Annotated in this window: 16 protein-coding genes; 7 read left to right on the plus strand and 9 right to left on the minus strand. The window is 61.6% G+C overall.

Annotated elements, in window-relative coordinates; all coding sequences use genetic code 11:
• Positions 1 to 64: 64 nt before the first annotated feature.
• Positions 65 to 229 (minus strand): GSU2403 family nucleotidyltransferase fold protein, encoded by a 165-nt coding sequence (locus SJY40_RS12405; protein WP_378948431.1) that lies wholly within the window; start codon positions 227 to 229, stop codon positions 65 to 67.
• Between the two features lie 74 nt (positions 230 to 303).
• On the opposite strand from SJY40_RS12405, the gene SJY40_RS12410 reads away from it, so the two are divergent.
• The 6 genes from SJY40_RS12410 to SJY40_RS12435 all read left to right on the plus strand — a co-directional run bounded on the left by SJY40_RS12410 (position 304) and on the right by SJY40_RS12435 (position 4,726).
• Positions 304 to 1,390 (plus strand): IS3 family transposase gene (locus tag SJY40_RS12410; RefSeq protein WP_378946837.1). Its coding sequence is split into 2 segments (ribosomal slippage): positions 304 to 566 and positions 565 to 1,390, totalling 1,089 coding nucleotides; the frame shifts between segments, so codons are not numbered across the junction.
• A 100-nt stretch (positions 1,391 to 1,490) separates the two neighbouring features.
• Positions 1,491 to 1,670 (plus strand): hypothetical protein, encoded by a 180-nt coding sequence (locus tag SJY40_RS12415; protein WP_378946840.1) that lies wholly within the window; start codon positions 1,491 to 1,493, stop codon positions 1,668 to 1,670.
• Positions 1,671 to 1,673: 3 nt separating this feature from the next.
• Positions 1,674 to 1,850, plus strand: coding sequence for a hypothetical protein (locus SJY40_RS12420; protein WP_378948434.1), 177 nt, complete (start codon positions 1,674 to 1,676; stop codon positions 1,848 to 1,850).
• 4 nt (positions 1,851 to 1,854) lie between these two features.
• On the plus strand, positions 1,855 to 2,271 hold the full coding sequence (locus SJY40_RS12425; protein WP_378946843.1) for a transposase: 417 nt from the start codon (positions 1,855 to 1,857) through the stop codon (positions 2,269 to 2,271).
• A gap of 58 nt (positions 2,272 to 2,329) precedes the next feature.
• On the plus strand, positions 2,330 to 2,734 hold the full coding sequence (locus SJY40_RS12430) for a Hint domain-containing protein (protein WP_378946846.1): 405 nt from the start codon (positions 2,330 to 2,332) through the stop codon (positions 2,732 to 2,734).
• Positions 2,735 to 3,316: 582 nt separating this feature from the next.
• Positions 3,317 to 4,726: a hypothetical protein gene (locus tag SJY40_RS12435; protein ID WP_378946849.1), complete on the plus strand. Its 1,410-nt coding sequence runs from the start codon at positions 3,317 to 3,319 to the stop codon at positions 4,724 to 4,726.
• A gap of 70 nt (positions 4,727 to 4,796) precedes the next feature.
• On the opposite strand, the gene SJY40_RS12440 is transcribed toward SJY40_RS12435, so the two are convergent.
• On the minus strand, positions 4,797 to 5,453 hold the full coding sequence (locus SJY40_RS12440; protein ID WP_378946851.1) for a hypothetical protein: 657 nt from the start codon (positions 5,451 to 5,453) through the stop codon (positions 4,797 to 4,799).
• Between the two features lie 338 nt (positions 5,454 to 5,791).
• On the opposite strand from SJY40_RS12440, the gene SJY40_RS12445 reads away from it, so the two are divergent.
• On the plus strand, positions 5,792 to 6,223 hold the full coding sequence (locus tag SJY40_RS12445; RefSeq protein ID WP_378946854.1) for a pore-forming ESAT-6 family protein: 432 nt from the start codon (positions 5,792 to 5,794) through the stop codon (positions 6,221 to 6,223).
• Positions 6,224 to 6,292: 69 nt separating this feature from the next.
• Here the strand turns inward: SJY40_RS12445 and SJY40_RS12450 are convergent, their stop codons facing one another.
• The 7 genes from SJY40_RS12450 to SJY40_RS12480 form a co-directional block, all read right to left on the minus strand.
• A complete protein-coding gene (locus tag SJY40_RS12450; RefSeq protein WP_378946857.1) occupies positions 6,293 to 7,513 on the minus strand; it encodes an AI-2E family transporter in 1,221 nt (406 codons plus the stop codon).
• A gap of 166 nt (positions 7,514 to 7,679) precedes the next feature.
• The gene (locus SJY40_RS12455; RefSeq protein WP_378946860.1) at positions 7,680 to 8,906 is read right to left on the minus strand and encodes a saccharopine dehydrogenase NADP-binding domain-containing protein; all 1,227 of its coding nucleotides are present in this window, start codon (positions 8,904 to 8,906) and stop codon (positions 7,680 to 7,682) included.
• 40 nt (positions 8,907 to 8,946) lie between these two features.
• Entirely contained in the window at positions 8,947 to 10,041 is a 1,095-nt protein-coding gene (nspC, locus tag SJY40_RS12460) for a carboxynorspermidine decarboxylase (RefSeq protein ID WP_378948437.1), read from the minus strand.
• Between the two features lie 118 nt (positions 10,042 to 10,159).
• On the minus strand, positions 10,160 to 10,555 hold the full coding sequence (locus SJY40_RS12465) for a hypothetical protein (protein ID WP_378946863.1): 396 nt from the start codon (positions 10,553 to 10,555) through the stop codon (positions 10,160 to 10,162).
• A gap of 10 nt (positions 10,556 to 10,565) precedes the next feature.
• Entirely contained in the window at positions 10,566 to 11,351 is a 786-nt protein-coding gene (locus SJY40_RS12470) for a DUF6478 family protein (RefSeq protein ID WP_378946866.1), read from the minus strand.
• A 187-nt stretch (positions 11,352 to 11,538) separates the two neighbouring features.
• Entirely contained in the window at positions 11,539 to 11,877 is a 339-nt protein-coding gene (locus tag SJY40_RS12475) for a 4a-hydroxytetrahydrobiopterin dehydratase (RefSeq protein ID WP_378946869.1), read from the minus strand.
• A 13-nt stretch (positions 11,878 to 11,890) separates the two neighbouring features.
• Positions 11,891 to 12,682 carry a phenylalanine 4-monooxygenase gene (locus tag SJY40_RS12480; RefSeq protein WP_378946872.1) on the minus strand — a complete coding sequence of 264 codons (792 nt, stop codon included), beginning with the start codon at positions 12,680 to 12,682 and terminating at the stop codon, positions 11,891 to 11,893.
• Positions 12,683 to 12,795: the final 113 nt, after the last annotated feature.

A 12,795-nucleotide genomic window follows, 5' to 3' on the forward strand; every position in this document is an offset into this window, starting at 1 on the left:
ATCACACTGTGAAACGGAAATCAATGCATCCTGAGCCGAGGCACTCTTCACCTTGAGAATGCGCCTACTCGTAGACCTCAGCTAGATCGCCTCGACGGCCTTCGGCGAAGACGCGAGTGCGAAACCCGGCCCGAGCACGATCCTTCCGAGCTTGCGATCTGTCCCTGCCGTCGTGTCGCCTGCTGGCAACCATCAACTTTTGTATGGCAAAACGCTTGTGTCGAGGGATCTGTGGTAATCCCCCCCGATCTTAAGGGGATGCGGAAGTAGAATTTTCTCGGCAGGATGAACGAGGAGATTCCAATGAAGAAGACACGTTTCACAGAAGCCCAGATCATGGGCGTGCTACGACAGATGGAAGGCGGCGTTCCAGCTGCCGAACTTTGCCGCGAACATGGCATTAGCAGCGCCACGCTGTACAAATGGCGCGCGAAGTATGGCGGCATGGATGCGAGCCTGATTTCCGAGATGAAGGTGATGGCCGAGGAGAACCGGCGGCTGAAGCGCATGTATGCGGATGTCAGCATGCAGAACGACCTGCTGAAGGAAGCGCTCGGAAAAAAATGTCCGGCCAACTCAACGCCGAGAGCTGGCCGTGAAAACGGTGGCGATGAAAGGCGTCAGCATCGCGCTGGCGTGCCGGGCGTTTGATGTCAGCGAGACCTGCTACCGATACAGCCCGAAGCTCGATGACGAGAATGAGCAGATCGCGGCTCTGCTGCTGGGGCTGACAGCAGCGAAGAAGACCTGGGGCTTCGGCCTATGCTTCCTGTACGTGAGGAATGTCCAAGGTCATGGCTGGAACCATAAGCGAGTCTACCGGATCTACCGCGAACTGGAGTTGAACCTCAGGATCAAGCCGCGCAAACGGTTGAAGCGGGACAAACCGGACGAGCTTGCTGTGCCGGACGCACCGAACGAGGTCTGGTCGATGGATTTCATGGCGGATCGCCTCGGCGACGGTCGCCAGTTTCGGCTGCTGAATGTCCTGGACGATTTCAACCGCGAGGGCCTGGGCATCGAGATCGACTTCTCTCTGCCCGCCGAACGCGTCGTCCGGGCCCTTAATCAAATTATCGAATGGCGCGGTGCTCCTGGAACAATTCGAGTCGATAACGGCCCGGAATATATCAGCGGCACCCTCATGGAATGGGCTAAGAACAGGGGCATCACCTTGGCCCACATCCAGCCCGGCAAGCCCCAGCAGAACGCCTATGTCGAGCGCTACAATCGAACGGTCAGACACGAATGGCTGGATCTGTACATTTTCGAAAGCATCGAGGAGGTTCAGCAGATTGCCACCGAGTGGCTCTGGTCCTACAACCACGAACGCCCCAACATGGGCAATGGCGGGATGACACCCGCCCAGAAACTGAAGATGGCCGCGTAAATTCTACGACCAAGCCCCCGTAAAAATGGGGGGATTACCTTGGGACGGGAAGTGATGAAGCATTGGAACACCATTGTTCCGAGAGACAATGCCGAACGACATGATCGAGCCGGATCACCCGGACTTGTGGATCGGCCAGCAGTGCAAGCTGCTGTCAATCGCGCGCTGGTCTTTCTACTACATGCCCAAGGGCGGGTCTGAGCAGAACCTCGGTCTGATGCGGCGGATCGACGAGCAGTTTCCGGGGACGCCATTCTTCGGCGTTCGGCAGATGACCTGACACCTGCGCAACGACGGCCACCTGGTGAACGAAAAGCGCATCCGGCGGCTGATGCGCCTCATAGGATTGATGCCGATTTACCAGAAGCCCATGCGGCGCGGGTTCCTCTACATCGTGGCGATCATGGACTGGCATACCCACAAGGTTCTGTCCTGGCGGATCTCGAACATGCTGGAATGAGACCGTGTTCGCCATCGGTTCAAGAACAGGGTCGAATGACTTCTGTGTCGAAGCGCTGACCGAGGCCATCCACAAGTTCGGGCCGCCCAAGATCATGAATACCCATCAAGGATCCCAGTTCACGTCTTTTGCTTGGACGGATCGGCTTCGTCGATCGGGCGTCCGGATATCGATGGATGGGAAAGGCCGGTTCCTCGACAACATCTTCATCGAGAGGTTGTGGCGCACCCTGATATACGAGTGCGTCTACCTTCATGACTGGGAAACCGGATCAAAGACGAAGGCGGCCATCCGGAAATGGATAACCTTCCACAACCATCAGCGGCCTCACTCGGCCTTGGGCGGCAAGCCACCGGCGGGGGTTTGTTGGCAAAGGAATGATATCAACCAACCCGATCAGTTGGTGCAACGAGTCGCTTAAATTACGCCAGATCCTGTCCAAAAAATGAAGAGTAGCTCAGTCGGCGAACATCCGTGCGATGGGTTATGATTTCGACGTGGATCCGCCCTTTCGCTTTGCAAGGGGCAGTCTGCTGCTAACGCCGAAGGGACCTGTCGCGGTCGAGGATATCAAGGTCGGCGATCTGATCACTGCTAAAGCAAATGGCTATCAACCCGTCCGCCGGATCAGCGCTCGCCAGATGGCGACCAACCCACAGTTCCGACCGATTTGCAGCAAGACGAAAGCTTTGGGGCACGGCAAGCCTTCGACCGATCTGATCGCATCACCGCAGCATCGCATTCTGGTCACATCACGGATCGCGACGCGGATGTTCGGCACGACCGAGGTGCTGGTCGTCGCCAAACAGCTGCTTTTGATCGAAGGCGTCGATCCGCATGATTGCAAAGAAGGGGTCAAATATTTCCATCTGCTGTTTGAGTAGCATCAGATCGTCACCTCGAACGGTGCGGAAACCGGGTCGCTCTTTACCGAACCCGAAGCGATCCGCCCGGTCGGCGCCGCTGCGCGAGACGAGATATCTGCCCTGTTCCCGCAGCTGCGGGACCAAGACCACGTCGCCATTGTGGCGGCGAAGCTGGCCTCGGGGCGCATGGGCGTCGGCTGGCGGAACGGCATGCGCAGAACGGTCAGCATCTGGCCAGCTGGCTAAGTATAAAGCGGCGCCGTATTCAGTGCCGGACTGAAAATAAGGCATTGGCCGATTGTTGGACGATACCATCGACGACAATTCGATGACCTATAGCGCGCTGCAAGCGGGTCAGAAACGCGGCTGCAAGGATCATGCCTAAATCTGCTTTGCCAAATCACACTGCCATTGACGCGACCCGAAACCCACTGATTGCAAGGCGATGCAGCCACTGTCAGGTACCCGGCGACCGGCGTTAATCCTGCTGCCCCCCCTTATTGATTGTGCAAGCCCGCGGCCCCTTCCCCTTTCCGGACGGCTCTGAAAGGCTGCGCGGCGAACTGCATGGCGGCCAGTCCGCCCAAGGAACGCCGTCCTATGACATCCACCGCCAAGCTGCCCGACATCATCGCCCGGACCTGCATCTGCGTGGTGATCGCGACGGGGCTGTTCCAGATCTTCCAGCCGATCGAATGGATGGCCTTTGCCGCAGGGGCTGCGCTGGTGGTGTTTTTCGCGGTGACATGGCGGCAGCTGACCGCCGTCAGCATCGTGCCGATGGTGCTGGCTGCAGCGCTGGTCGGCATCGCGCTGTGGCAGGAGGTGGGCGTGCATGTCTTTGGTCATGCGTTGGAGCGCGCGGTCTTTCTGGCCTCGCTGCTGGCCTTGCTGGGGGTGCTGCGCACCGCCGCCGCAGCCGCCCCCGAGATCGAGCGCGCCGGTCGCTATCTGACCGCGCAGCCGCCGGGGCGGCGCTATCTTGCACTGAACTTTGGCGGGCATATTTTCGGAACGCTGATCAATCTAGGCGGGCTGGCCATTCTGCTGGATATGGCGATGCGGGCGATGGCGACGGGTTCGGCGCATCTGCCCCCCGACCTGCAAGAGGTCAAGTTCCGCCGCATGACCCTGGCGGTGACGAGGGGGTTTTCGCTGGTGGCGCTGTGGTCACCGATGGGCTTCGCGGTCAATTCGCTGCTGATCTCGATGCCTTCGCTGGACTATCTGGATTTCGCGCCGCTTGGGTTTGCGCTGTCGTTTCTTTGCGCAGGCTATGGCTGGATGCTGGACCGTGTGACCGCGCCGCGGGGGCGGGTCGTAGCGCGGGCGGCGACACCCCCCGATCCCGCCGATAGGCGCGCGGTCTGGCTGCTGTTGCTGCATGTGGCACTGCTGGGGATGGCGGTCATCATGCTGAATGCGCAAACGTCGCTGTCATTTCAGCAATCTCTGCTGCTGGTGGTACCCAGCTATAGCCTCGGGTGGGCCGCCTGGACCGGGGGGCGCAAGGCCTGGTCCGCCACGACGCAGGTGCTGGGCACGTCGGTTTCACGCTTTCCACTTGCCGCATCCGAACTGGGCGTGTTCGCTTCCGCCGGCCTGCTGTCGGTGCTGGTCGTCGAGGTCATGCCCACCGAAGCGATTCGCCTGCTGGCCATCGACCTGCAGCTGACCGCCCTGCCCGTCCTGTGGATTTTCGCGGGCCTGCTGTTCGGTCTGGGCTGCATCGGGATCAATCCGATCATCACTGCATCGGTGCTGGGCAGCCTTGGCAGCCAGCTGGCAATCCCCGGACTGTCGGATACCGCCATTGCGACGCTGCTGATCGGCATCTGGTCAGCGGTGATGTGCTTTTCGCCTTTCATCACGACGGTGGCCTATGCTGCGTCGCTGGTCGGGCGGTCGGCCTTTACCGTAGGGCTGCGGTGGAACTGGACCTACAGCATCGGGGTCGCGGTGATCTGGACCATTGGGACGTCACTGGCCGTGGCTGTGGGGATCCTGTGATAGCACAACCTGGGTCATGAAAAAGGCCGGGCGTTGCGGCCCGGCCATCCTTCATCTGTGATACAGACGATCAGTTGGTGCTGTCGCCGCCCTCGAAACCGCCGTCCGAGCTGCCGTCCGAACCGGCATCGCTGCCCGTATCGCTGCTGCTGTCGGCATCGGCGCCCATGCCGGGGCTGGTACCGTCCGCTTCCCCCAGATCGGCGCCTGCGTCCGTTCCGGTTTCCGTGGTGCCACCCAAGGTGTCGGTGCCCATGACGTCATCGGCCGTTTCGGCATTGCCGTCACCGTCGGCCACATTGTCCATCATGCGGTCCGCGATTGAAGGCGTGCCTTCGACGGAGCGATCCTGGGTTTCGACACCATCCACCGAAACCAGACGACCGTTTGCGGTGCTGTAGACCAGCTCGGTCGGCACACCGGCGCGCTGGCCGGTCACGGTCAGCATCGGCCCCTTGCGGGTGATCTTGAGGTCGGTGAACCCCTGCCCGATCATCGTGTCGATGATGGCGTCATTGTTCTCGACCTCTTCCAGCACGGGGAAGTCGTCGGCCCAGACCATGCCTTTGGACTGTTCCGCGTCCATCGCGCTTTCGGTGGCCAGAACGTTATTGCCCGTGGGGGTCGAGATGATGGTGGTTTCGGCCATGGCAGTACCAGCCATCAGCGCGGCGATTGCGGCGGCCTTGCCGCCCAGCATCAGGGTCTTGATCGAGGAATTGAACATCTGCGTTCTCCGTCGTGTGATTGCAGTGATAACGCCGCCGACCATCAGAATCGTTCCCCTGTCCTTTAGGGCAGCTTTGCCACCAGCCGACGGCACATCACGTGCGGCTCACCTGAACGTGCTTGAAAACACGCGGTTTTTCGACCCCGCGACGGCCATATGGCCGGAACCTGCCGATCGCCCCCCGTCAAAACGGCGCTGCGCGGCAAGCTTTCGCCACATTCGCCGCCCCGTCGATTTCGAACGGGCAATTCCCCGCAAAGGTACCTAGCTGATTGTCATGCGCCGCAAAGCCGCAAGGCCGGAAGACGCTAAGATGACGGAAAAGGAGAAATCGCATGATCCGCCATATCGCATTGGCCGTTGGCCTTGGACTGACCGCCCCCGTTGCCGTGATGGCACAGGATACCGAAGCCCCGGCAGCCAAGGCCGAGGCAACCGACGCGCCCGCGCCGCAGGCGATGGATGCCGCCGCCACCTATGAGGCCGCACGCAATCAGCTGGGCATTCTCAAGTATTGTCAGGAACAGGGCTTTTCCGGACAGGAAGCCGTTAACGCGCAGGCCAGCCTGATCGGCATGCTGCCCGAAGGCGATGAAGCCACTGGCAAGACCGCCGAAGAAAAGGGTTCTGAGGGCACCGTTGCCATCGGTGACGCTGAAATGTCGCTGAGCGATGCCGCCGAAAGCCAGAACAGCAACGTCGAACAGACCTGCAAGCAGATCGAAGCTGCCGTGAACCACGCAGCCCCCGCAACCCCCGCGGGCTGATCCGCCGACCATGACATCAGGAAACGCGGGCCGTCATCACGGCCCGCGTTTTGCATTGCGGGGTCCTGATCAGGGGTCCGCCGCGTCGGGAGCACCATGGGTGCGGGCGACCTCGGCGGTGACCTGGCGGGCGGCGGCCTCATCCTCGGCCTCGGCTCCGGCTTCGACCAGATCGCGGGCGTCTTCCTGATCGTCATCCTCAAGCGCGGGGGGTTCGTCGCCGGCCAGGAAGTTGCCGAACTTCTCCCATCCGGGGACATGATCGGCCAGAACGCGCAGCACGACCAGAACCGGCACGGCGATCACCATGCCCAGAACCGACCACAACCATGCCCACAGTGCGACGGCCAAAAAGACCACCACCGTGTTCATCTGCAAGCGGCGCGATACGAAATAGGGCGTGATGATCTGCCCTTCCAGCGATGTCAGACCCAGGTAGGTCAGTGCCACCATCCCCGGCCAGAACAGCCCCGGCATGACCACCAATGCCACCAACCCCGAAATCGCCACGCCGGTGATGGCGCCCAGATAGGGGATGAAGTTCAGCACGAAGGCCCCGAGCCCGAACAGCAGCGCCCCCGGCATGCCCCAAGCCCACATCGAAAGACCCACCGCAAGGCCAAGGCCCGCGTTGATGACAGTGATCGCGCCCAGATAGTTGCCAAGCGAATCCTCGATCTCGCGCAGGGCCAGATAGGCGCCGCGTTTGTCGCGCATCCGGTCGAAGCTTTGCACGATCTTCAGATACAGCAGATCACCCGATGCGATCATGAAGAACAGCAGGATCAGCGTGAAGAAGGTCTGGCCCAGAAGCAGGGGCGCGGATTTGACGACGGTGCCAAGGGTGGTTTCACCGCGCTGCTCCACCTTGATCGAAGGCTCATCACCGTCGTCGGGGGCAACCTCTTGCGCCTCGTCGATGCGTTGTGCCGCGTCGCGCAGGTCCGCGACGGAATCGCGGACGCTGTCGAACTTGGCCTCCAGCTGTTGGCTGATGATCGGCATGTTGTTCATGGCGCGACTGATCGGACCACTGGCCGCATAGGCCAGAATCGCCACGGCCAGCATGATCGACACGGTCACGCCAAGCGCGGTCGCCCCATCGGGCACCCCGCGCCGACGTGCAAAGCGACGCAGCGGCGTGAAGACAAAGAACAACAGCAGCGCCATTGTCACAGGCATCAGAAAATCGCGACCAGCCGCCAGTGCCGAAAAGGCCAGAATCAGAAAGATTCCGATCACGGCCCAATTGGCCATGCGCGGAACCGAGCTGTTTTCCTTTTGCGGCACGCGTGGAAATAGGTGTCCTTCAGGACCAGGCATCATAACCCCCGTTCAGCACCGCGTCCCCCAACGCCTTGGGTGCATTTCATTCGGGGTGCGAACGCAAGCGGCGGGCCGGATGTTCCGGCCCGCCGTGGGGGATAACAAAGATCAGTCTCTTATTGGGGAACCATCAGATGGCGTGGTCACCCGTGGCGTCGATGACGCGTGTCGGCAGACCCATGTCGCCCAGCAGTTCCAGGAACGGCCGCGCGGGCAGTTCCTCGACGTTGGCCATCTTCTTGACGTCCCAAGGACCACGCGCAATCAGGATCGCGGCCGCGACCGGGGGCACGCCAGCGGTATAGCTGATGCCCTGGCTACCGACCTCGGTATAAGCGTCCTTGTGGTCGGCGACGTTATAGATGAACACTTCGCCCGGTTTGCCGTCGCGGGTGCCTTTGACCAGATCGCCGATGCAGGTCTTGCCCTCGTAATCAGGCGCAAGGCTGGCGGGATCGGGCAGAACGGCCTTGACGACCTTCAGCGGCACGACCTCTTCGCCATTGGCAAGCTTGACGGGCTGTTCGGACAGCAGGCCAAGGTTCTGCAGCACGGTGAAGACGTTAATGTAATGTTCGCCAAAGCCCATCCAGAACCGCACATCGGCGTCCTTGTAACGGGCGGACAGGCTGTGAACCTCATCATGGCCCGACAGATAGGCGTTGCGCTTGCCGACGACGGGCAGATCCCATTCGCGGCCGACCTCGAACATCTTGTTCGTCTGCCATTCGCCGCCCTGCCAAGAATAGACCGTGCCGGTGAATTCGCGGAAGTTGATCTCGGGGTCGAAATTGGTGGCGAACCAGCGACCATGAGAACCGGCGTTGATGTTGACGATATCGATGCTGTCGATCTTGTCGAAATATTCATCCTCGGCCAGACGCGCATAGGCGTTGACGACGCCCGGATCGAAGCCTGCGCCCAGAACGGCGGTCATGCCGGCCTTGGCCACATCCTCGCGGCGTTTCCATTCGTAATTGCCATACCAGGGGGGCGTTTCGCAGATCTTGGCCGGATCTTCATGGATGGCCGTATCGATATAGGCGGCTCCAGTGCGGATGCAGCCCTCCAGCACGGTCATGTTGATGAAGGCCGTGCCCACGTTGATCACGATCTTTGCGTCGATCTTGCGGATCAGCGCCTCGACCGCGTCACTGTCCATGGCGTCCAGCGCGTGGCTGGTGAAGGGCATGTCATGGCCCTTGTCGCGCAGGCTGTCGATGATGGCATCGGCCTTGGATTGCGTGCGGTTCGCGATATGCAGATCGCCGAATTCGCCCGCCCATTGCGCGACCTTGTGGGCGGTAACTTGCGCCACGCCCCCGGCACCGATGATGAGCACGTTCTTATTCGCCAATTCTGTCTCCTTTCACAGGGTGGCAGAGGATGGGTGGCCTTTACGACAGGCTGCCTTTGTAATCGTCATAGGAAAAGCTGCGAACCGTGCGGATCGTTCCGTCCTCTTCCTTCAGGGCAATGGCGGGCATGGCCACGCCATTGAACCAGTTCTTCTTGACCATGGTGTAACCGGCCGCATCCTGGATGCTGATCCGGTCACCGATCTGCAAGGGCTGCTGAAAGCGCGCCTCGCCGAAAATATCGCCTGCAAGGCAGGTCTTGCCCGCGATCTGATAACTGTGATCGCCGGTCTTGGGCAGCTTGGCGTCTTCGCGATAGATCAGCAGGTCCAGCATATGGGCCTCGGTGCTGCTGTTGACGATGGCGACGTCCTTGCCGTTGTTGATGATGTCCAGAACGCTGACCTCAAGCGTGGTGGTCTGGGTGATGCTGGCTTCGCCCGGTTCAAGGAAGGCCTGCACACCAAAGCGGTCCTGAAACGCCTTCAGCCGGTCGGCCAGACGCTGCAGGGGATAGCCTTCGCCGGTGAAATGGATGCCGCCACCAAGGCTGACCCAATCCAGACGCTTCAGCAGCGGCCCGAATTCATCCTCGATCCGGGTCAACTGGCGGTCGAACAGGTCGAAATCGCCGTTTTCACAGTTGTAATGGATCATCACGCCGCTGATGCGGTCCAGCGCAGTTTCCAGACGTTCCATGTCCCATTCGCCAAGGCGGCTGAAGGGGCGCGCGGGGTCGGCCAGATCGAAGCCGCTGGTGGAAAACCGCGGGTTCAGGCGCAGGCCCATCGCGATATCCTTGGCTTTATCGGCATAGCGATCCAGCTGGGACAGGCTGTTGAAGATGATTTTATCGGCGTAACCCACCGCTTCGTCGATTTCGTGATCGGCCCAAGCCACGGAATAGGCATGGGTTTCCTTGCCGAATTTCTCGTGCCCCAGATGCAGTTCGTAAAGCGACGACGACGTGGTGCCGTCCATGTAGTCGCGCATCAGGTCAAAGGTCGACCATGTGGCAAAGCATTTCAGCGCCAGCAAGGCCTTGGCGCCCGATGCTTCGCGCAGCCATGCGACCTTTTCCATGTTGGCGCGCAGTTTCGCCATGTCGATCAGATAGTGGGGCGTCTGAGGCAAAGTCATGGGCGAACCTTATCATTCAAGCGCGGGGTGCGGTCACGAAGCACGCGATATAGCCATGCCCCCCGCTTTTCGCAAGGAAGCATGACGTCGCGATGAAGGGCGGCGCAGTGGCTCAGCCAGCCAGAACCCGGGATGCGAAACGGCGCAATTCGCGCTTCATCAGCTCCAGCTCGGCGCGCAGGGCGGTGATCTCGGTGGTCAGATCCTCGTCCAGCGGATGTCCGGCCAACAGCGGCATGCGCGCCAGCAGTTCGGCATCGGGATGGGGTTCGTCGCCCGACGCGCCCGCGTCGGCGCGCAGCAGCAGCGTCTGGACCCCGTCCGACAGGACATCGCGGGGCAGATCGACCTCGATCAGGGACGCATCATCGCCGTCGGGGGTCATGCGTCCCTCGGCCAGAACCTCGCCGTGCTGGATCAGGATGATGCGGGCGGGGGCGCCCTGCGGATGGGTCAGGCGACCGCGCCACAACCCGCCCTTCAGACCGCGGCTTTCGAATTGCATCATGGTCGTCTCCTCAGATCTGGGCGCGGGCATGGCGGGACAGGATCACGTCCCGCAGCGCCACGGCATTCATGGAAGGGGCCTCGAAGATCACATCCACCCAGACCTTCTCGACCGAGCGTTGGGACATCTCGGCATAGCCAAGGTCGAATTCGACGACGCGGTTGCAGGTCGCCCCTTCGATCGGGTCGCCCATCTGGCGCAGGATCTTTTCGGTATTCGGCCCCTGCTGGATGTTCAGGCGGGCATAGACGGTGATCGCGCGTTCCGATTGCAACGTCGCCTCCAGCCGGATGATGTGGTGACCGCCCAAACCTTCCAGCGCCTCGGCCGGAAAGCCCAGTGAAAACGACAGGAAGCTGCCCTCGAAGCCCATCACCTCCAACGCCAGCGCATAATCCGACAGGTCTGTGGCGCGGCGGTTGCGGGACTGGCGAAGGATCAGCGCACGCTGCGGGCAATCGTGAAACAGCGCCACCTCGTCGGACAGCCAGCGGCCACTGGGCGGGGCGACAAGGGCGGGCGTGGCGTTGCGGGCGCGCAGGATCTCGGGCCGCCAGCGCCAGTCGGTGCCCGCCGGCAGTTCCATCCGCGACAGCGAATCGCGGGCGCCCAATGACCGGATTTCGGTGGTGTGCAGGTAACGGGTCAGGATCTGCTGCAGATCGCGGGCCTCATCGCGGAGGTCGCCGGGAACCGGGCCGTTGCGGCGCTGCGCCCGGTCCAGCAGGCCCTGCCATTGACGCGCCCCGCGCGCACGGATGCGCCGTGAAAGCCAGCCTTGTTCATGACGCGCCATGCCGGATGCCCCTGCTTGTTCGTCCGTGCAGGGGTTGCAACGCCGGTGCGGCGACACGGGCGGAAAACCCGGTTCGCAGCGCCCTGGCCCGACGAACCACCAACCGTGACAGCCCCTTACACAATCCCCTGCAGGAATAGCGGCAGATCGGGATCGGAACAAGCCTTCTGCAACCGCAGGGGCGTTCCTAAGCCGTCAATTCGTCCAGCCGTGCAGCGCAGATCAGGTCGTTTTCGGTCAGGCCACCGGCTTCGTGGGTGGTGAAGGTCACGGCGCAATAGCCCCATCCAAAGGCGATATCGGGGTGGTGGCCCTGCTTGTTGCCCAGCCATGCGGCCAGATTGGCCATCTCGACCGCCTTGGCAAAGCCCTTGTAGTCGAAGCGACGGGTGATCTGCGTCGCGTCCTCGGACAGCGTCCAGTCGGTCAGCTGCGCCACATGGTCGCGTGCGGTGGCGACGTCATAGGGGGCGACACCGCCCGTGCAGGGTTCGCAGGTCTTGTCGGCCAGATTGCAGGTGGTCATGGCGGGGATCCTTTCAGGCGGCGGCCTTGGGCGGATATTTCGGTTCGTGCAGCCCGAGGCTGCGTGCATGGGCGATGTCAGCCAGCAGATCGCGACGGGCGGCTGCGAACAGATCGTCCAGATCCTCGATTACGAAATAGACCGGCTGGTGGATGTCGATCCGATAGGGCGTGCGCAGGATGTCGATCACGTCGAAGGGCCTCAGTTCGGGCTGTCCGGACAAGGACCATGGCAGTTCCGTCACCGAACTGGCAAGCCCGCTGCCCAAAGCCTTCAATTCGCCGTCCTGCCGCATCAGCCCGAATTCGATCGAGAACCAGTAGAGCCGGATCAGCCAGGCATAATCCCCCTTGTCGCATCGCGTGCCCGCCTGCCCGATGGCCTGGCTGAAGGCAGCAAAGGCCGGATCGGTCAGCAGCGGCGTATGGCCGAAGATCTCGTGGAAGATGTCGGGCTCTTCGATGTAATCGAAATGCTTGCGCTTGCGGATGAAGCTGGCGGCGGGAAAGGCCTTGTCGGCCAGCATCCCGAAGAACCGCCCAAAGCCGATCAGGGCGGGCACGGGCTCGACCCGCCATCCGGTCAGCGTCCCCAGACGGTCCGAGATATCGGGACATTGCGGCACGCGGTCGGTGGGCATCTGCAAAAGGTCCAGCCCCCGCAGATAGGGCGTGGCCATGTGGCGGCGCACGGCGGGCAGCTGCTGGGCGTAAAGGTCGCGCCAGACGGCATCCTCCTCGGCGTCATAGGCGATGAAGCCGTCCATGTCGGCATGCTTGGCATCATATTCGGTCGATTTCGGCATGACATATCCTCCCTGAGGTCCAGATTACCGCAGGGCGGGGAAAAACCTTGCCGGATATGCGCCACAACAAGCATCTTGGGGCATAAGGTTCCACTTAAACGCCACAGAAAGGC

Source organism: Paracoccus sp. R86501 (assembly GCF_042466435.1).
Classification (GTDB): domain Bacteria; phylum Pseudomonadota; class Alphaproteobacteria; order Rhodobacterales; family Rhodobacteraceae; genus Paracoccus.

Bases quoted from the DNA above. Each gene is read 5' to 3' on its own strand.
- SJY40_RS12415 (WP_378946840.1), top strand. From the start codon at position 1,491: ATGATCGAGCCGGATCACCCGGACTTGTGGATCGGCCAGCAGTGCAAG.
- SJY40_RS12430 (WP_378946846.1), top strand. From the start codon at position 2,330: ATGGGTTATGATTTCGACGTGGATCCGCCCTTTCGCTTTGCAAGGGGC.
- SJY40_RS12435 (WP_378946849.1), top strand. From the start codon at position 3,317: ATGACATCCACCGCCAAGCTGCCCGACATCATCGCCCGGACCTGCATC.
- SJY40_RS12440 (WP_378946851.1), bottom strand. From the start codon at position 5,453: ATGTTCAATTCCTCGATCAAGACCCTGATGCTGGGCGGCAAGGCCGCC.
- SJY40_RS12445 (WP_378946854.1), top strand. From the start codon at position 5,792: ATGATCCGCCATATCGCATTGGCCGTTGGCCTTGGACTGACCGCCCCC.
- SJY40_RS12465 (WP_378946863.1), bottom strand. From the start codon at position 10,555: ATGATGCAATTCGAAAGCCGCGGTCTGAAGGGCGGGTTGTGGCGCGGT.
- SJY40_RS12470 (WP_378946866.1), bottom strand. From the start codon at position 11,351: ATGGCGCGTCATGAACAAGGCTGGCTTTCACGGCGCATCCGTGCGCGC.
- SJY40_RS12475 (WP_378946869.1), bottom strand. From the start codon at position 11,877: ATGACCACCTGCAATCTGGCCGACAAGACCTGCGAACCCTGCACGGGC.
- SJY40_RS12480 (WP_378946872.1), bottom strand. From the start codon at position 12,682: ATGCCGAAATCGACCGAATATGATGCCAAGCATGCCGACATGGACGGC.